Genomic DNA, 18,769 nt, shown 5'->3' with positions numbered 1-18,769 from the left:
CGCTCAGCCCTGGGCGAGGATGCTGTACAGGCGTCGACGCGTCTCTTCGAGCGCCTCGACCGCTTCCGAGATCTGTTCCGTGCTCCCCGATCGACCGACCTGGGCCGCCGCCTGTGCCAGTTCGAATCCTGCTTGCGCGAGGGCTCCGTGGCGCTTGGGGGCGCTCTCCGAAGCCGTGTCCCACGGAGCTTTCGCCTCGCCTGCGGCCACGGCTTCGCCGCCCGCGTCTGTCAGCGCGTACGTCTTGCGACCGTTCGACTCCTCTGCGGAGATGAGGCCTTCATCGGCGAGCATCTGCAACGTCGGGTACACCGATCCAGCGCTCGGCTTCCAGGAGCCGCCGCTGCGCTGCTCGATCTCGCGGATGATCTGGTAGCCGTGCATCGGTTCCTCGGCGAGCAGCGACAGCACTGCGGCGCGCACGTCACCGCGCGCCATGCGTGATCCAGCGCGCTTCTCGAACCCGGTGCGGAGCTGATCCATCGCCTCCCACAGCGACTCCCCCGGTGATCCAGAGCCGAATCCGAATGAGTTGAATGACTGATGCATGGCGTCCTCCGTGTCTGTCGTGCGGCGTTCGTGAGCGATAGTCAACAACATACGCCGACATGCTGAACGATACATGTCAAGCTGCACATCGCAGGCTACGCCGCATCGCGCTTGGGCGACTTCCGGGGCGACGTGCGCTTCTTCGGGGCGCTGTTTCTCTCGGTCCGCTTCTTCGCCGTGGTCTGCTTTCCAGTCGTGGCCTTGCTCTCGCTCCGCTTCGGCGTCGCCTTCCTCGTCGTCTTCTTCGCCCCACCGCCGGCTTTCGCACCGGCACCGGCCGCCCCACCACTCGATTTCGCGCCGGCCGCCCCGCCGCGTCCGCGCTTCTTCGACGCCCGTGAGCGCTGCACGCTCTCCTTCAGCGCGGCCATGAGGTCGATGACCTCCGCGTCGCTCCCCTCGTCGTCCTCAGAAGCGCCGAACGTGGCATCGGTATCCAGCGCGTCTCCTTCGGCCAGCTTCGCCTGGACGAGTTTTCGCAGCTCTTCCTGATACTCATCGTGAAAGTCGGTGGCGTCGAAGTCTCCTGAGAAGCTCTTCACGAGCGCTGCAGACAGCTGCAGCTCTTTCGCCGTGATGCGGACCCGCTCGTCGAGCTCCGGGAAGTCGGCTTCTCGAACCTCATCGGGCCAGAGCAGATTCTGCACGACGAGCACATCGTCGCGGACTCGGAGAGCGGCGATGCGGGTCTTCTGACGCAGCGCGAACTGCACGATCGCAGTGCGATCGGTCTGCTCGAGCGTGCGCCGCAGGAGCACGTAGGCCTTCGACGACTTTCCGGCGGGTCTCAGAAAGTAGCTCTTCTCGAACATGATGGGGTCGAGCTGGTCGGTGGGCACGAACTCGACGACCGAGATCTCGCGGTTGCGCTCCTGCGGGATCGCATCGAGCTCGTCCTTCGTCAGGACCACCGTCTCATCGTCCTCGACATAAGCGCGATTGATATCGGTGTACTCGACGGTCTCGCCGCATACCTCGCAGCGCCGTTGATAGCGGATGCGCCCGCCGTCACGCGCGTGCACCTGGTGCAGTTCCACGTCGTGATCCTCGGTCGCACTGAACAGTTTCACCGGAACATTGACGAGCCCGAAGGTGATCGCCCCGGTCCATATGGCTCTCATACGTACAGTAGAGCCGAATCGAGTGTCAACGGGCTACGCCTTGTGCCTCGGCGGAGGAATGCTGTAGCCATGGCCGCTGCACAGCAGACCGTGCGCATCGACGGGCGCTCGATTCGGTTGTCGAACCTCGACAAGGTGCTGTATCCGGCGAGCGGCACGACGAAGGGCGAAGTGCTCGGGTACGTCAGCGCGATCGCGGAGACGATGATCCCTCACTGCCGCGACCGGGCGGCGACGCGCAAGCGATGGCCGGACGGCGTGGGCGAGAACGGCGACGCCGGCAGCTTCTTCCAGAAAGACATCGGCGAAGACGCTCCCTCCTGGGTGGCGACTGGCAGCATCGATCATCGGGACCACCGCAACGCGTATCCGCTCGTGAACGACGAATCGACGCTCGTCTGGCTGACCCAGCTCGCAGCACTTGAGATCCATGTGCCCCAGTGGAGATTCACCTCGACTTCCTCCTCTCCGCGCGGCGAAGGGCCGAGCACCCGGAGCGACCCCGACCGCATGGTGCTCGATCTCGATCCCGGCCCGGGAGTCGATCTGCGGCAGTGCGCACGGGTGGCTGTTCTCGCCCGCGATATCCTCGCCGGGATGGGGCTCGATGCGGTGCCCGTCACCAGCGGCAGCAAAGGAATACACGTGTACGCGCCGCTGGATGGCACGCAGACCTCGGAGGATGTCTCCGCCGTGGCGCGCGAGCTCGCGCGCGCGCTCGAGAAGGATCATCCCGATGAGATCATCAGCAGCATGAAGCGGGACCTGCGCCGCGGCAAGGTCTTCGTCGATTGGAGTCAGAACAACGCCAATAAGACCACGATCGCACCGTATTCGCTCCGCGGGCGCGCCCGGCCCATGGTCGCCGCGCCGCGCACGTGGCGCGAGCTCGCGTCGCCGCACCTGCGCCACCTCGACTTCCGGGAGGTGCTCGATCGCGTCGAACGGCGGGGCGACCCGCTGGCGGACCTCACCCGGTCGAGTTCCTCGGTGCGCACATCCGAGCGTCTCGAGCTGTACCGTTCGAAACGAGACGCGAAGCGCACACCTGAACCCGTACCGGAAGCGGTGCGCCGAGGCGAGCGGCAGGAGCGCGCAGCACGCGGCGACACCGGGGACGACGCCGGTGCATCGGTCTTCGTCATCCAGCGTCACGAGGCCAGGCGCCTGCACTTCGACTTCCGCCTCGAGCACGACGGCGTGCTGGTGAGCTGGGCGCTCCCGAAGGGAGTGCCGACCGACCCGAAGCAGAACCACCTCGCGGTGCCGACCGAGGATCATCCGATGGAGTACCGGCACTTCGAAGGCACGATCCCGAAAGGCGAGTACGGGGCGGGCACCGTTCGAATCTGGGACTCCGGAACCTTCGTCCTCGAGAAGTGGCGAGACGACGAAGTGATCGCGACCCTCACTGGCACTGCGGCGACGGGCATCGGCGGTACGCGCACCTACGTGCTGTTCCGCACGCAACTCGATCCCCCGCAGTGGATGATCCATCTGAAGGCAGACACAGGATCGGCGAAACCCCGTTCGACGCAGCGTCGCGCCCCCGTCAGCGCCCCGCTGCCCACCGCGGTGCATCCCATGCTCGCCACGCGATCCTCTGCCGCCGAACTCGACCGCCTCGACGCCGACGACTGGTCGTTCGAGATGAAGTGGGACGGGATGCGAGCCATCGTCACGATCGATGGCGGTGACGTGACCATCACCAGCCGTTCCGGACGGGACGTCACCGAGAGCTTTCCGGAGCTCCTCGCGGTCGCCGACACCGTCGGGGCCGACTCAGCCGTCATCGACGGAGAAATCGTGGCTCTGGGCACCAGCGGGGCGCCGAGTTTCTCGAAACTGCAGGAGCGCATGGGCCTGACGGGCGCTCGCGAGATCGCAAGGGCGCGGCGCTCGGCGCCGACGCGGTATCTCGCCTTCGACGTGCTCGCGATCAACGGCACCGACAGCCGCGCGCTCCCCTACGAGGCGCGTCGTGAACTGCTCATCGACGCGCTCGGCCCCGAACCCGATGCCGCGGAGGACCAGGCTGACGCCGTCGTCGTGTCGGTACCGCCGGCGTTCGACGGGGACGCAGGCGCTGCGCTGCGCGCGAGCGAGCAATTCGGCCTCGAGGGTGTCATCGCGAAACGACGTTCGAGCCCGTACCGGACCGCGACGAGATCGCAGGACTGGCTCAAGGTGCCGCTCTTCGAGACCGCCGAGGTCGTCGTCATCGGGTGGCGGGAGAGCGAAGCCGACCCGACGGGCTTCGCGTCGCTCCTCATCGCCGTTCCGGAAGCGGGGGGTCTGCAGTACGCCGGCCGCGTCGCGAGTGGATTCACCGCCGCCGAGCGTCGCCGCGCGCGACGGCGGCTCGAGACGAGCGAACGACGGGACCCGGCGATCGACGTGCCGGGCGACGCTCGCCGCGAAGCGCACTGGGTCGCACCGGAGTCCATCGGAGAGGTGACCTACAGGGAGCGCACGCCCGAGGGACGTCTCCGTCACGCGGTCTGGCGAGGATGGCGGCACGACCGCGACGCATCGGAGTTCGTCGCCGACCCGTAGACTCGTACGTTATGGCAATGGGATCGACGATGCACACGTTCGAGGTGGACCTGGCCGACGTGGATCGGAGCGTCTACGAGCAGTTCACACTCCGCGTCGCGCGGCATCCCTCTGAGACCGAGTCATTCATGATGACGCGCATCCTGGCGTACTGCATGGAGTACACCGAAGGGATCGTATTCGGCGGTGGCGTGTCGACCACCGACGAACCGGCGGTGCTCGTGCGGGATCTCACGGGTGCGCTTTCCGCTTGGATCGAGGTCGGAGCGCCCGACGCCGCGCGTGTGCACGGCGGGAGCAAATCGGCGGAGCGCGCGGTCGTCTACACGCATCGCGATCCCGAGAAGGTGCTTGCGAACTGGCGAGGCAAGACCATCCATCGCGGCGATGCGATCGATCTCTTCGCCGTGGACCCCGCCCTCGTCTCCGAATCGGTCTCGGCGCTCGAACGACGGAACACGCTGACGGTGTCGCGCACCGAGGGCCAGGTGTATCTCGACCTGAACGGTGTGAACATCGCAGGATCCATCGTGGCGCACCGCCTCGAATAGACGACTCCCGCGCGCTCAGATGATGATCGTCGCGGAGCCCGGGTCGACCCGTCTCGGCTTCGACGCACCCCAGATGACGGCGACGCCGACAGCGGTCAGCACGATTCCGCCGACGACCGCAGCGATCGAGAGCGCCACGCCCGGCCAGATCAGCGCGAGAACGCCGCCGACGACGAGCACGGCGCCGGGCACGATGCCGATGCTCGGGCGACTCCGCGCGAACTTCATTCCGACGGCGAGCCAGAGCGCTCCGAAGGCGATCATGCCGAACCCGGCGAAACTGACGAGCGCGCGGGCCGTGGCGCCGGTGAAGGCCATCGCGACCACGCCCGCGACGATCAGCAGAATGCCGCCGATCGTGCCGCCGCGGGCGAGCAGGACCGCACCATTGGCGATCAGAGCGGATCCGAAGAGCACGACGAGGATCCAGCTCGCCGAGAAGAAGGGCCAGACGACGAGGCCGAGCCCGATGAGCGCCACGATCGCACCGATCGCGATGACCGTTCCCTTCGGAGAGGCGCGGCGGGCGCTGCCCGGCCCGCTCGAACCTGCGCCCATCGGCACTGGCATGTGGGGCTGGGACACGGAGACCTCCGAGATCGACTGAGTGTGTGAGCGGGCGGCCACCGGAGCTCGTGCCGGAACCGCACCCATCACTCCACTGTACGTCGCCCGCCTTCGGATTCTCCAGGCATATCGTCGGTGATCGCCAGCGGCGTAGGCCGTCGCGCAGCGGGACGCGGCAACGGCAGAATGGTGATGATGATTCGTGAAGACTTCTCCCGGCCGGCCCTCGAGGTCGCCCCGCAGGTGCTCGGCGCCCGGCTGAGCGCGCACTCCGCCGACGGTTCGGTGACGATTCGAATCACCGAGGTGGAGGCGTATCACGGTTCGGGAATGCCTGGAGTGCACGATGCCGGTTCGCACGCGAGAAACGGGCGCACGGAGCGCAACGCTTCGATGTTCGGCCCACCGGCGCACGCGTATGTGTACTTCAGCTACGGCATGCACTTCGCGCTGAACCTCGTGTGCTCTCCGGAGGGCATGGCCTCCGGAGTGCTCGTGCGCGCCGGGGAAGTCGTCGCCGGCGCGCAACTCGCCGCGCAGCGACGCACAGCCCGACGACCGGGAGCGGAGATTCGACCCGTGCATCTCGCACGCGGACCGGGCAATGTCGCCCAGGCGCTCGGCATTCGCCGTGAGTCGCACGACGGCCTGCAGCTCTTCGCAGACCCGTTCAGCCTCGAACTCCTCGAGCACCCGGCACCCGAGATAGCCGCCGGACCGCGCGTCGGCGTCGCCGGCGATGCCGGCGGTCCTGACTTCCCCTGGCGATTCTGGCTTCCCGGGGACCCCACCGTCTCCGCGTTTCGACCGGGCAGAGGCGCGCCGAAACCGACGAGACCGCTCTAGCGCGTCTCGTCCGGGTCGGGCTTCACCAGTGCTGCGAGCGCTGACGCGCCGGTCTGGGGGTGGAACTTCGCGAGCCCGACGACGCCGATGATGGCCACGGCACCGGATGCGATGAACGCGACGATGGCCCAGCCGGGCGCCCCGGCCGCTTCGTCGAGCACGACGATGCCGATGAGCACCGCGACGATCGGATCGATCACCGTGAGTCCCGCGACGACGAGATCGGGCGGCCCGGATGAGTAGGCGTTCTGCACGAAGACGAGGCCCAGCAGCGCACCCGCGAGCAGGGCGGCCACGCAGGCCCAGGTGAGCCATTCGAACTCGCCCTGCTGCAGCCGTCCGATCACGGACTTCGCGAATGTCGCCACGAATCCGTAGAGCACCCCGGCTCCCACGATGTAGATGAGCGCGACGCCTCGGTGGCGGAAGATGATGGTGAGCACGGCGATGACCCCGAACACCACCCCGAATGTGATGAGGATCTCGATGAGCTTGCTGTCGGTCACGGGCTGATCCGAGGCGGTGAAGGCCGCGATGCTCACGAAGACGACGATGCCGAGCACGGCGAGGCCGATCGACGATTTCACGCGCTTCCCGAGCTTCACGCCGCTGACGCGCGAATTGAGGATCGACGTGATCACGAGCCCGACCACGCCGATGGGCTGCACGATGATCAGCGGGGAAAGCGAGAGCGATCCGATCTGGAACACGACCGCGAGGCCGAGCAGGAGAGTTCCGACGACCCAGGACGGGCGTCGGAGGAGGCTCGCGACGTGATGCAACGACAGCCCCGCGCCGGCGCTCTGCCCGGTGATCCGCTCGACCTTGTTCAGACCGCGCGACTGATACTGCGCTCCGAATGCGAGCAGTGCGGCACCGACGAGGGCGAGCGGAATGCCGATGAACTGCCTCGGGTCGAGCGAGGTCATTTCGGAGACTGCGTCGGTGAGACCGAGACCCCCCATGTGCCGGGCGATGTCAATCAGGCTCGAATGCACAGGTCCACCCTAGCGCTTGCGCGTCGGTTATCCGTCGTCGCCGCGCATCAGTTCGACGAGACGCGCCGCAGCGCGCGGCACTTCATCGTTGACGATCACCTCGTCGAATTCGTCGGCCGCGGCGAGCTCCACCTTCGCGGTTTCGAGGCGCCGCTCTCGCTCCGCCTCGTCTTCGGTGCCGCGCCCCACCAGACGCTCGACGAGCTCGTCCCAGCTGGGAGGAGCGAGAAACACGAGTCGAGCCTCGGGCATGCTCGCGCGCACCTGTCGCGCCCCCTGCAGATCGATCTCGAGCAGCATGAGCGCTCCGCGCTCGGCGGCCTCGAGCACCGGTCGCCGCGGGGTGCCGTAACGCGACTGATTGTGCACCGTCGCCCACTCGAGCAGTTCGTCTGCGGCGAGCATCCGATCGAAGCCTTCGTCATCGACGAAGAAGTAGTGCCTGCCGTGCTCCTCACCCGGGCGAGGAGCACGCGTCGTCGCGGAGACGGAGAGCTGCACCTCTGGGTAGTGCTCGCGAATGTAGGTGGCGACGGTCCCCTTGCCGACCGCCGTCGGCCCCGCGAGCACGGTCAGCGGCGGCCTGGGCCCGATGCGGCCGCTGCCCGTGCGTTCCCGCACGAACGACTCGAGACGGTCGCGCTGCAGTTTGCCGAGGCCTCCGAGCCGCTTGCGTTCGGAGATGCCCAGTTCTTCCCGCACCCGTTCGGCTTTGACCGAGCCGATGGCCGGGAACGACAGCAGGAAATCGGTGATGCGCAGCGACGCAGCCGGTGTGTCGGGGAGGCGGGATTGCTCGAGCACGCGGAACGGCGAGACCTCGCCCGAACGCAGTCGCCGTTTCAAGTCGGCACGCGCCTGTCGTGCTGCGATCGCAGCACGGTTCGCCGCCACACGATCCACCTCTGGCATCGTCCGAGCAGTCGTCACCGTGTCACTCCCTCGTCGTCTACATGTGCGTCCAGTGCGCAATGCGTCATAGCCTAGGCCGGTTCGCCGCTCAATGCGAAGCGAACCGCTGCTGCACGCTCGCGAATCCGCTCGCTCAGCCCGTTCGGCCCCCCGTTCAGTATGCTGCGCGACTCGTTTGCGAGGAGCGCGTGCCCGATGCCCCCGAAGATGGCGCCGGCTTCTTCGATACGTGCCCCCTGATGCCCGAATCCGGGTGCGAGGACGGGGAGCGCCGGTCCCGTTGGGCGCTCAGTCGTATCGATTCCGAACGCTGCGAGATCGAGCGTCGCGCCGAGCACGACGCCGACACTGCCCACTCCCCCTTCGCCGCAGTGCGCTGCGTTCCAAGCCGTCGCGTCTTCCACCATGGCCGCAGCGACGCTGCGACCATCGGCGCGTCGGGCCTGCTGCACCTCAGCCGCCTCCGCGTTCGAGGTGGCTGCGAGCACGAACAGGCCCTTCCCGTCGCGCTCCACGCGTTCGAGCGCCGACGTGAGCGTCCCGAACCCCTGATACGCGACCACCGTCATGGCGTCCGCCTCGAGCGGCGACCCCGGTGCCAGCCAGGCGTCGCCGTACGCCGCGAAGCTCGAGCCGATGTCTCCGCGCTTCACGTCGGCCACCACGAGCAGGCCGGCGGCTCGCGCGTCCTCGAATACGCGCTCGAGTGCCGCGAACCCCGCGGAGCCGAAGCGCTCGAAGAACGCGATCTGCGGCTTCACGCAGGCGGCGACGCCGGCGGCTGCCGCAACGACGTCGCGCCCCATGCGCTCGGCGCCTGCGGCGTCGTCACCGACTCCCCAGTCAGCGAGCAGCGGGCCGTGCGGGTCGATGCCGGCGCACAGGTGCCGGCCCGCGGCGAACTCCGCCGCGAGCCGGTCCCCGAACGAACGGTGCGTCATCGAGCGGCCAGAGCGGCGTCGCGGTCGATCTGGTACTCCTGCAGCGACTTCACATCGAACCCGCTCCGCTGCGCGGAGATCGCCCCGACCGCAGCTGAGAGCTCCGAGACGGTGGTGAAGATCGGCTTGTCCGCCGCCACCGCCGCCGCACGGATCTCATACCCGTCGGCCCGGGCTGAGCTGCCCGACGGCGTATTGATGATCATGTCGATCTCGCCGCGGTTGATGAGATCGACGATCGTGTCGCCCTCGGCGACCGCGCTGTGCTTGCGCACGACCTCAGAGGCGATGCCGTTGCGGCCGAGCACCACCTGGGTGCCCTGCGTGGCCAGGATGCGGTAGCCGAGCTCCTGCAGTCGGAGCGCTGGCAGCACGATCGAGCGCTTGTCACGATCGGCGACCGAGAGGAACACCGTCCCGCTCTCGGGCAGCGCACTGCCCGCAGCGGCCTGGCTCTTCGCGAACGCGGTCGGGAAGTCGCGGTCCATGCCCATGACCTCTCCCGTCGAGCGCATCTCGGGTCCGAGCAGCGAATCGACCACCAGTCCCTCGTGCGTGCGGAATCGCTTGAACGGCAGCACCGCCTCCTTGACCGCGATGGGCGCGTCGATGGGCGCGCGCGAACCGTCGCGCTCGGGCAGCAGGCCCGATTCGATCAGTTCGGCGATCGTCTCGCCGGCCATGACCCGCGAGGCGGCCTTCGCCAGCGGAATGCCGAGCGCCTTCGAGACGAAGGGCACGGTGCGCGATGCGCGCGGGTTCGCCTCGAGCACGTACAGCACGCCCTGGCCGATGGCGAACTGCACGTTGAGCAGCCCGCGCACGCCGATCCCCTCGGCGATGCCGAGCGTCGCCTCGCGCACGCGCGCGATCTGGTCGTGGCCGAGCGTCACGGGAGGCAGCGTGCAGCTGGAGTCTCCCGAGTGCACGCCGGCCTCCTCGATGTGCTCCATCACACCGCCGACGTACAGTTGCTCGCCGTCGAAGAGCGCATCGACATCGATCTCGATCGCGTCGTCCAAGAACCGATCCACGAGCAGCGGGTGGCCCGGTCCCACGAGCGCGTGGCCCTCGATGCGGCCGAAGTACCCGCGGAGCGATTCGGTGTCGTACACGATCTCCATGCCGCGGCCGCCGAGCACGAACGACGGGCGCACGAGCACGGGGTACCCGATCTCCTCGGCGATGCGGATCGCCCCCTCCTCGTCGATCGCGGTGCCGTTGCGCGGCGCGAGCAGACCGGCGCGGTCGAGGATGCGGGAGAACGCGCCGCGCTCCTCCGCGAGATCGATCGCTTCGGGGGTCGTGCCGAGGATCGGGATCCCCGCGTCCTTGAGCGGCTGCGCGAGACCCAGCGCCGTCTGGCCCCCGAGCTGCACGACGACGCCGAGCAGCTCTCCGGACGCCTGCTCGGCGTGGATGACCTCGAGCACGTCCTCGAGCGTCAGCGGCTCGAAGTAGAGGCGATCCGAGGTGTCGTAGTCGGTCGACACGGTCTCGGGATTGCAGTTGATCATGATCGTCTCGTACCCGGCTTCGGAGAGCGCGAACGAGGCGTGCACGCAGGAGTAGTCGAACTCGACCCCCTGCCCGATGCGGTTGGGCCCAGAGCCGAGAATGACGATCTTCTTGCGATCGCTCGCCGCGACCTCGGTCTCGAAGTCGTAGGACGAGTAGTGATACGGCGTCAGCGCGGGGAACTCGCCCGCGCAGGTATCGACGGTCTTGAACACGGGGCGCAGTCCGAGTCCATGGCGCAGGCCTCGGATTTCCGACTCGGAGACACCGCGAAGCGACGCGATCTGCACATCGGAGAAGCCGTGATCCTTCGCCTCTCGCAGCACGTCGAGTGTGAGCTGCGGTGAGCGCTGCACCATCTCGGCGACCTCGTTGATCAGCTGGATCTGGTCGAGGAACCAGGGATCGATCGAGGTCGACTCGAAGACCTGCTCGATGGTCGCGCCGAGCCGCAGCGCCTGCTGCACGTCGACGATGCGGCCGTCGGTCGGGCGCTTGATCGTCTCGAGAATGTCATCGACGGGGCGCGACTCATCCCCCCAGTGGAACGAGGAACCGCGCTTCTCCAGCGAGCGCAGCGACTTCTGCAGCGCCGTGGTGAAGTTGCGGCCGATCGCCATGGACTCGCCCACCGACTTCATGGTCGTCGTGAGAGTGTCGTCGGCGGCCGGGAACTTCTCGAATGCGAAGCGCGGCGTCTTCACCACGACGTAGTCGATCGACGGCTCGAAACTCGCCGGCGTCTTCTGCGTGATGTCGTTCGGGATCTCGTCGAGACGGTACCCGAGGGCGAGCTTCGCGGCGATCTTCGCGATCGGGAATCCCGTGGCCTTCGACGCGAGCGCCGAGGAGCGGGAGACGCGCGGGTTCATCTCGATGACGATGATGCGGCCCGTCGCGGGGTCGACGGCGTACTGGATGTTGCAGCCGCCGGTGTCGACGCCGACACGACGGATGATGTCGATGCCGATGTCCCGCAGCTTCTGGTACTCCCGGTCGGTCAGCGTGAGCGCGGGTGCGACGGTGATCGAGTCGCCCGTGTGCACGCCCACGGCATCGACGTTCTCGATGGAGCACACGACGACCGTGTTGTCGGCCGTATCGCGCATGAGCTCGAGCTCGTACTCCTTCCAGCCGAGGATCGACTCTTCGAGCAGCACCTCGCTGGTGGGGCTGTAGTGCAGGCCGTCGCCCGCGATGCGGATGAGGTCCTCTTCGGTGTAGGCGAACCCTGAGCCGAGGCCGCCCATCGTGTACGACGGGCGCACGACCAGCGGGTACCCGAGATCCTTCGCGAACTCCTTCGCTTCTTCGAGCGTGTGCGCGATGTGGGAGCGCGCAACCTCTGCCCCAGACTCGATGACGAGGTCCTTGAAGATCTGCCGATCCTCACCGCGCTGGATCGCCTCGACCTTCGCCCCGATGAGTTCGACGCCGTGCTTCTCGAGGATCCCGAGATCGTGCAACTGGATCGCGGCGTTGAGCGCGGTCTGGCCGCCGAGCGTCGGCAGGATCGCGTCGGGGCGCTCCTTGATGATGATCGATTCGATCACCTCAGGAGTGATGGGCTCCACGTAGGTGGCATCGGCGAAGTCGGGGTCCGTCATGATCGTCGCCGGGTTCGAGTTCACGAGGATGACGCGCACGCCCTCCTCGCGGAGCACGCGGCAGGCCTGGGTGCCGGAGTAGTCGAACTCGACCGCCTGACCGATGACGATCGGGCCTGAGCCGATGACGAGTACTGAGTTGATGTCTGAACGCTTGGGCATCGGGTCAGGCCTCCTGGGCGTGTGCGCCGGTCGAACGGGTGGAGCGGCTCGAGACCAGCTCGCGGAAACGGTTGAAGAGGTAGAAGGCGTCGTGCGGGCCCGCGGCCGCCTCCGGGTGGTACTGCACCGAGAACGCCGGGATGTCGAGGCATTCGAGCCCCTCGACGACCTGATCGTTCAGGCTGAAGTGGCTCACCTGCACGCGGCCGAAGCCCTCAGGCGCGTCGATCTCGCCCTCGATGGGGGCGTCGACGGCGAAGCCGTGGTTCTGAGCGGTGATCTCGACGCGACCGGTGCGCTTGTCGAGGACGGGCTGGTTGATGCCGCGATGACCGAAGGGCAGCTTGTAGGTGCCGAACCCCAGCGCACGGCCCAGCAGCTGGTTGCCGAAGCAGATGCCGAAGTAGGGCACTCCGTCACGCAGCAGCTCGCGGAGCACGTCCACCTGCAGATCGCTCGCGGCGGGGTCGCCCGGTCCGTTCGAGTAGAAGAGCGCGTCGGGAGCGATCGCGCGGATCTCCTCGAGCGACGTCGAAGCCGGCAGCACCGTCACGTCGAAGCCGTGCTCGGAGAGGTAGTGCACGGTCGCGCGCTTGATGCCGAGATCGAGCACCGCGATCGATCCGACGCGATCCACCCCTGCTGCGGCCGGTACGTCGTAGCGCTGGGGCGTCGTGACGAGCTCCGACAGGTTCTTGCCGGCCATCGGTTCCTGAGCGCGCACCAGCGCGAGCTGCTCATCATCGGAGAGATCGAAGTCGGCGCCGGAGAACACCCCGGCGCGCATCGCGCCCGCGGATCGGATGTGACGGGTGATCGCGCGCGTATCCACGCCCGAGATACCGACGACTCCGTCCTCGACGAGGTCCTCGTCGAGTGAGCGCTCGGCTCGGAAGTTCGACACGCGGCGCGCGGGATCGCGCACGATGAATCCGGCGACCCAGATCTTGCGCGACTCCATGTCGTCGTCGTTCGCACCGGTGTTGCCGATGTGCGGGGCCGTCATGAGCACGATCTGCCCCGCGTAAGAGGGGTCGGTCAGCGTCTCCTGATACCCGGTCATTCCGGTCGAGAAGACGACCTCGCCGAGCGTGCGTCCGGTCGCCCCGTATGCGCGCCCCACGTATCGTCGCCCGTCTTCGAGCACCAGCACTGCCTTGCCCATTGGCACTGCAGCAGCCGGGGGCGCGGTGACGCCCTGGGGCGCCACGGCGTCGTTCGCCGTCGCTTCGGTCGTGTTCGTAGTCACGCATCCTCCTGGGTGGTGTGGGAAGTGGAATGGGTGTGCGGGCCGGTGGCGAGCGGAGTCTCACCGGCGGGGATGATCTGGGCGACGGCATCGGCGAACCTCAACTGGTCGGCGGCCTGCGAGAACCTGAAGCTCGACTCGACCTCCGACCCGTCGGCCGCGCGCCACTGGAGGAGCGAGAGGCCGTCGCGCTCGACGGCCTTCCCGACTCGTCGACTTGCGACGCCGCTGCCGAGCACTCGCTCGGCCGGCAGGTGCACCTCCGGCTCTCCGGTGACGGCGATGGTGACGCCGTCGGTGCGCAGTGTGAGGTCGGCGAAACCCTTGAACTGCAAGCCCGGGATCGACAGACGATCGAGCGGTGCGCCGACCGGCGTCGTCGAGACGTAGCTGACTCCCGGGAAGGTGCCGAGCACCATTCCCACGAGAGCATCGCCGTGCTCGGCGAAGGCGCGGTGCCGACGTGCTCGACCGCGCCAGCCGAGCCACATCGCCAGCAGTACGAGCGCGGCGATGGCGATCATCAGGAAGGCGAAGCCGGTGCGGCTCACTTCGCGCCTCCGAGCTGGCGTGCGGCAGCAGCGACGGTCTCCGGCGCCACTACCCGACCGTCGTCCACCGTGAGGTACCCGCGTCGCAGAGTGTATGCCACCCGCCCGGGCAGTTCCATGCCGAGGAACGGCGAGTTCACGCTCTGGCCGCGCAGATGGTCGGTCGAGAACGTGCTCGTGCCGGACGGGTCGACGAGCACGAGATCGGCTGGCTGCCCGACCTCGATCGCCGTTGGGTGCCCCTGGAGGCGCCCGATCTCCGCCGGACGCTGCGAGAGCAGCGCTTCGAGCTCGGCCCAGCTCGCGTTGGCCTCCTGCACGAGTGTGAGCAGCGCGATCGGCAGCGCCGATTCGAGGCCCACCATGCCGAAGGCCGCGGCATCCCATTCGCAGTCCTTCGCCTCGACGGGGTGCGGGGCGTGATCGGTCGCGATGATGTCGATGATGCCGTCGGCGACCGCAGCGCGGAGGGCCAGCACATCCTCCTCCCGACGGAGGGGAGGGTTCACCTTGTAGCGCGCGTCGTAGCTGCGAGCGAGTTCCTCGGTGAGGATCAGGTGGTGCGGCGTGACCTCAGCGGTGACCTGCACTCCGCGGGCCTTGGCCCAGCGGATCACCTCCACCGACCCGGCGGTCGAGAGATGGCAGATGTGGAGCCGTGCGCCGATGTGCTCGGCGAGGAGCACGTCTCGCGCGATGATCGACTCTTCGGCGACCGCCGGCCACCCCTTGAGACCGAGTTCGCTCGAGAGTGCCCCTTCGTTCATCTGGGCGTCCTCGGTGAGACGCGGATCCTGCGCGTGCTGGGCGATGACGCCGTCGAAGGTCTTCACGTACTCGAGCGCCCGTCGCATGAGCAGCGGATCGTGCACGCACTTGCCGTCGTCGGAGAAGACCCGCACCGCGGCACGCGAATCGGCCATCGCGCCGATCTCGCTGAGACGCTCGCCCGACAGATCTTCCGTCACGGCGCCGATCGGGCGCACCGTCGCGTATCCCGCCGCGTCTCCGAGCGCCTGCACCTGCTCGACCACGCCCGCCGTGTCCTGCACCGGCAGCGTGTTCGCCATTGCGAAGACGCTCGTGAATCCGCCTGCCGCGGCGGCGCGCGTGCCCGTGAGCACCGTCTCCGACTGCTCGAAACCCGGCTCACGAAGATGCGTGTGCAGGTCGACCAGGCCCGTCAGCGCGACGAATCCGTCGGCTTCGATGACGCGCTCCGCGTCTCGCGGCGCGAGCCCGCCGGCCGCCTGCGTCGCGCGCTCGACGATCACGCCGTCCGCGATGCGCAGATCAACAGCGGCGGCGTCGCTCACCTGCTGCCCGCGCTCGGTCAGCGCCGCGGCGAGGCGCGCCCCGCGGATGAGAATCCCGTTCGCCGGGTTCGTGTGCGTCATGCTTGCTCCGTTCGCTCGCCGGAAAGTAGAAGATACAGTGCCGCCATCCGCACGGAGACGCCGTTCGCCACCTGCTCGAGCACCGTCGAACGGTGCGAGTCGGCGGCGCCGGAGGAGATCTCGAGGCCTCGGTTCATGGGGCCAGGATGCATCACGATCGCGCGATCCTGCAGACCGGAGAGCCGGGTGTCGTCGAGTCCCCACACGCGGGCGTACTCGCGCTCATTCGGGAAGAACGCCGCGTGCATGCGCTCGCTCTGGATGCGGAGCATCATCACGACGTCCGGCTGCTCCTCGCGCAGCGCCGTATCGAAGGAGTGATGGACGGTGACCGGCCACGTGCGGGCGCCGTACGGCAGAAGCGTCTCGGGAGCGACGAAGCTCACGTGCGCGCCGAGGGCGTTGAGCAGCCAGAGATTCGATCGCGCCACTCGGGAATGGGCGATGTCTCCCACGATCACCACGGAGACGCCGTCGAGGTCGCGGCCGCGGCTCGCCTCACCGCTCTGCGACGCACCGAAGAGGCGGCGCCGCATCGTGAACGCGTCGAGCAGTGCCTGCGTCGGGTGCTCGTGCGTGCCATCGCCCGCATTCAGCACGCCGGCATCGATCCAGTTGCTCGCGGCGAGCTTGGCGGGTGCGCCGGAAGCGGGGTGGCGGATGACGACGCCATCAGCGCCGATCGCCTGCAGCGTCTGCGCCGTGTCTTTCAGCGACTCCCCCTTCGAGACGGAAGAACCCTTCGCGCTGAAGTTGATGACGTCGGCGCTGAGCCGCTTCGCCGCCGCTTCGAACGATATGCGGGTGCGCGTCGAATCCTCGAAGAAGAGGTTCACCACGGTCTTGCCCCGCAGCGTCGGCAGCTTCTTGATCTCGCGCTGCTGCGTCGCCGCCATCTCCTCAGCGGTGTCGAGGATCAGGATCGCTTCATCCCGCGAGAGGCTGCGCGTATCGAGCAGGTGCCTCATGCGATCGGCTCCGTGCTCGCTCCGGGCTCGGCGCTGGCATGGGCGTCGCCGCTCGCGTGGACGTCGAATCGGTCCTCCGAGGTGATCGTGACCTCGTCGCTCCCGTCGTGCTCTTCGAGACGCACCGCGATGCGCTCGTGCTTCGCGCTCGGCAGATTCTTGCCGATGTAATCGGCGCGGATCGGAAGCTCGCGGTGGCCGCGATCGATGAGCGCCGCGAGGCGCACGGCCTGCGGGCGGCCGTGGTCGTTCAGCGCGTCGAGCGCGGCGCGCACGGTGCGACCGGAGTAGAGCACGTCGTCGACGAGCACCACCGTCGCTCCGTCGATGCCCGCCGCCGGCATCTCCGTCGGGCGCGGGGCCCGCGTGGGATGCTGGGCGAGGTCGTCGCGGTACATCGTGACGTCGAGGCTGCCGACGGGAACGTCATGGCCCTCGATGCGCGAGATGATGTCGCCGATGCGCCTGGCGAGCAGGCTTCCGCGAGTCGGAATGCCGACGAGAACGAGCCCGTCGACGCCCTTGTTCGCTTCGATGATTTCGTGCGAGATTCGAGTCAGCGCGCGCGAGATCTCAGCACGTTCGAGTACTGTTCGCGTTCCCATAACCGAGCCCCCCTTCCCCGCCTCACGGGACGGAACTTAAAGAAAAGCTTGCAACCGCTCCAGTCTATCGCATGCGAGGCGGTGCTTCGTCTCTGCTGCATCAGTCGCCCCTCGGCGTTGTGCAGTGCACCCGCCATCAGCGTTCCGCAAGGACGGGTGGGTGGTCACCTGCTTGCCACACGCGGATAGCAGCGCGAACCGTTCCCGCGGTTCGTCGCCCCCACATGCCTGAATGCCCCGGACGCGAGAGCTTATCCCCAGAGTTCGCGGCCCACCGTCGCTCGGCGCGCGCGAACGCACAAACTGTGGAGATGCCTCGTTCAGACACTCCGCGACTTCCCGCGGGCGGCGTAACACGCTCGTCGCTGCTGCTCAACGCCGGCTGGTCGCGGCATCAGCTGGACCGAGCCGTCGGTGCAGGGCTGCTCACTCGGCCGAAGAAGGGTTGGATTGCGCGCCGAGATGCCGATCCGGCACTCGTCTACGCCGCGACTCATGGCGTCATCATCAGTTGCGTCTCCCAGGCGAAACGGCGAGGCCTGTGGGTGCCTCACCACGATCGGTCGCATGCGGCCGTGCGCGTACCCGGGAGAACCGATGCCGGGAGCGCTGTCCTCCATTGGCGGGCGCCCCTGCTGCAACGCGAACCGCACTCGCTCGAAGATCCCATCGAGAACGCGCTCGACCTCGTGGCGCATTGCCTGCCGTTCGAAGACGCGGTGGCTGTCTGGGACTCGGCCGCCAACCGCGGGATGATCACGAGGCAGCGAATGGCGCGTCTCCCCCTGCGGGGGTCGGCGCGCGCGGTGCTCGCCGCCCTCGACCCGTTCGCTGATTCAGGGCTCGAAACCTATGTGCGGCTGCGCACCAAGTGGCTTCGCGTCCGGTGCGTCTCGCAAGCCTGGATCGCGGGACATCGCGTCGATTTCCTGTTCGGGGATCGCCTCGTACTCCAGATCGACGGCGGCACTCACGTCGGACCGCAGCGGACCCACGACAACGAGCACGACGCCCAGCTCCGATTGCTCGGATACACGGTCATCCGAGTGGGGTACTTCCAGGTAATCGATGACTGGCCCGCAGTCCAGCACCTGCTCGTGGAAGCGATTGCGCAGGGCCTTCACCGCGCCGCGGCGCACTGACGGCGGGCGCGCGACCCTCCGGACGCGAGGAATCCGCGTTCTGCAAGCTCGCTGCGTTGAACGATAGCTTGCGGAACGCGGAAATCTTGCGCAGCGCGGCGTCGGGCGTCAGGCGTCGGCGTGATCCGCGATCTTGCCGAGCACGCCGTTGACGAAGCGACCCGAATCGTCGGTCGAGTACTCCTTGGCGAGTTCCACCGCCTCGTCGATGGCGACCGCCGCCGGCACCTCCTCGTTGAAGAGGATCTCCCAGGATGCGAGCCGCAGCAGCGCACGGTCGACGTGCGGCATGCGCTCGAGCGTCCACCCCTGGGCGTAACTCATGATGAGCTCATCGATGCGATCACGATGATCGGTGACCCCGTCGACGATCTCACGCGCGTAGAGCCAGGATGCGGCGCGATCGGGTTCGCTCGACGCGCGCTGCGCCTCGGCGTTCACGATCACCGCGATCGACTCGTCACGCAGGTCGGCCTGGTACAACATGTCGAGGGCGCGCTTGCGCGCCTTGGTACGTGCAGACACCGAG

The 18,769-nt window shown here is 67.8% G+C and carries 17 protein-coding genes; 4 read left to right on the top strand and 13 right to left on the bottom strand.

Annotated elements, in window-relative coordinates; genetic code table 11:
- Positions 1-3: 3 nt before the first annotated feature.
- Together WFH23_RS06245 and ku are read right to left on the bottom strand one after the other, a co-directional pair.
- Entirely contained in the window at positions 4-549 is a 546-nt protein-coding gene (locus WFH23_RS06245) for a PadR family transcriptional regulator (protein ID WP_090148643.1), read from the bottom strand.
- A gap of 95 nt (positions 550-644) precedes the next feature.
- Positions 645-1,670: a non-homologous end joining protein Ku gene (gene ku / locus WFH23_RS06240; protein ID WP_336661950.1), complete on the bottom strand. Its 1,026-nt coding sequence runs from the start codon at positions 1,668-1,670 to the stop codon at positions 645-647.
- A gap of 69 nt (positions 1,671-1,739) precedes the next feature.
- Here ku and WFH23_RS06235 point away from each other — a divergent pair, with 69 nt between their 5' ends.
- Both WFH23_RS06235 and WFH23_RS06230 read left to right on the top strand, forming a co-directional pair.
- On the top strand, positions 1,740-4,226 hold the full coding sequence (locus tag WFH23_RS06235) for an ATP-dependent DNA ligase (RefSeq protein ID WP_336661949.1): 2,487 nt from the start codon (positions 1,740-1,742) through the stop codon (positions 4,224-4,226).
- Positions 4,227-4,237: 11 nt separating this feature from the next.
- On the top strand, positions 4,238-4,777 hold the full coding sequence (locus tag WFH23_RS06230; protein WP_336661948.1) for a YaeQ family protein: 540 nt from the start codon (positions 4,238-4,240) through the stop codon (positions 4,775-4,777).
- Between the two features lie 15 nt (positions 4,778-4,792).
- On the opposite strand, the gene WFH23_RS06225 is transcribed toward WFH23_RS06230, so the two are convergent.
- Entirely contained in the window at positions 4,793-5,362 is a 570-nt protein-coding gene (locus WFH23_RS06225; RefSeq protein ID WP_336661947.1) for a DUF308 domain-containing protein, read from the bottom strand.
- Positions 5,363-5,539: 177 nt separating this feature from the next.
- On the opposite strand from WFH23_RS06225, the gene WFH23_RS06220 reads away from it, so the two are divergent.
- Positions 5,540-6,190 (top strand): DNA-3-methyladenine glycosylase, encoded by a 651-nt coding sequence (locus WFH23_RS06220; protein WP_442918706.1) that lies wholly within the window; start codon positions 5,540-5,542, stop codon positions 6,188-6,190.
- Here the strand turns inward: WFH23_RS06220 and WFH23_RS06215 are convergent.
- The 9 genes from WFH23_RS06215 to pyrR form a co-directional block, all read right to left on the bottom strand.
- Positions 6,187-7,188 carry a DMT family transporter gene (locus WFH23_RS06215; protein WP_336661945.1) on the bottom strand — a complete coding sequence of 334 codons (1,002 nt, stop codon included), beginning with the start codon at positions 7,186-7,188 and terminating at the stop codon, positions 6,187-6,189. The genes WFH23_RS06220 and WFH23_RS06215 overlap by 4 nt on opposite strands.
- Positions 7,189-7,215: 27 nt before the next feature.
- Positions 7,216-8,100 (bottom strand): guanylate kinase, encoded by an 885-nt coding sequence (gene gmk / locus WFH23_RS06210; RefSeq protein ID WP_200330954.1) that lies wholly within the window; start codon positions 8,098-8,100, stop codon positions 7,216-7,218.
- Between the two features lie 71 nt (positions 8,101-8,171).
- The gene (pyrF, locus tag WFH23_RS06205) at positions 8,172-9,041 is read right to left on the bottom strand and encodes an orotidine-5'-phosphate decarboxylase (protein ID WP_336661944.1); all 870 of its coding nucleotides are present in this window, start codon (positions 9,039-9,041) and stop codon (positions 8,172-8,174) included.
- Positions 9,038-12,328: a carbamoyl-phosphate synthase large subunit gene (gene carB / locus WFH23_RS06200; protein WP_090148625.1), complete on the bottom strand. Its 3,291-nt coding sequence runs from the start codon at positions 12,326-12,328 to the stop codon at positions 9,038-9,040. The genes pyrF and carB overlap by 4 nt, the downstream gene beginning before the upstream one ends.
- A gap of 4 nt (positions 12,329-12,332) precedes the next feature.
- The gene (carA, locus tag WFH23_RS06195) at positions 12,333-13,577 is read right to left on the bottom strand and encodes a glutamine-hydrolyzing carbamoyl-phosphate synthase small subunit (protein WP_442918705.1); all 1,245 of its coding nucleotides are present in this window, start codon (positions 13,575-13,577) and stop codon (positions 12,333-12,335) included.
- Positions 13,574-14,128 carry a PH-like domain-containing protein gene (locus WFH23_RS06190; RefSeq protein WP_336661943.1) on the bottom strand — a complete coding sequence of 185 codons (555 nt, stop codon included), beginning with the start codon at positions 14,126-14,128 and terminating at the stop codon, positions 13,574-13,576. Before WFH23_RS06190 ends, carA begins: the two co-directional genes overlap by 4 nt.
- Positions 14,125-15,525 (bottom strand): dihydroorotase, encoded by a 1,401-nt coding sequence (locus WFH23_RS06185; RefSeq protein WP_336661942.1) that lies wholly within the window; start codon positions 15,523-15,525, stop codon positions 14,125-14,127. The genes WFH23_RS06190 and WFH23_RS06185 overlap by 4 nt, the downstream gene beginning before the upstream one ends.
- Positions 15,522-16,493, bottom strand: coding sequence for an aspartate carbamoyltransferase catalytic subunit (locus WFH23_RS06180; RefSeq protein ID WP_090148620.1), 972 nt, complete (start codon positions 16,491-16,493; stop codon positions 15,522-15,524). Before WFH23_RS06180 ends, WFH23_RS06185 begins: the two co-directional genes overlap by 4 nt.
- Positions 16,490-17,098, bottom strand: coding sequence for a bifunctional pyr operon transcriptional regulator/uracil phosphoribosyltransferase PyrR (pyrR, locus tag WFH23_RS06175; RefSeq protein ID WP_336661941.1), 609 nt, complete (start codon positions 17,096-17,098; stop codon positions 16,490-16,492). Before pyrR ends, WFH23_RS06180 begins: the two co-directional genes overlap by 4 nt.
- A gap of 311 nt (positions 17,099-17,409) precedes the next feature.
- Here pyrR and WFH23_RS06170 point away from each other — a divergent pair, with 311 nt between their 5' ends.
- Entirely contained in the window at positions 17,410-18,240 is an 831-nt protein-coding gene (locus WFH23_RS06170) for an endonuclease domain-containing protein (protein WP_336661940.1), read from the top strand.
- A gap of 108 nt (positions 18,241-18,348) precedes the next feature.
- On the opposite strand, the gene nusB is transcribed toward WFH23_RS06170, so the two are convergent.
- Positions 18,349-18,765 carry a transcription antitermination factor NusB gene (gene nusB / locus WFH23_RS06165; protein WP_090148616.1) on the bottom strand — a complete coding sequence of 139 codons (417 nt, stop codon included), beginning with the start codon at positions 18,763-18,765 and terminating at the stop codon, positions 18,349-18,351.
- Between the last annotated feature and the right edge of the window lie 4 nt (positions 18,766-18,769).

The organism is Leucobacter sp. USHLN154, assembly GCF_037145595.1.
GTDB lineage: Bacteria > Actinomycetota > Actinomycetes > Actinomycetales > Microbacteriaceae > Leucobacter > Leucobacter alluvii.
This window is presented reverse-complemented; position numbering and strand designations above follow the sequence as displayed.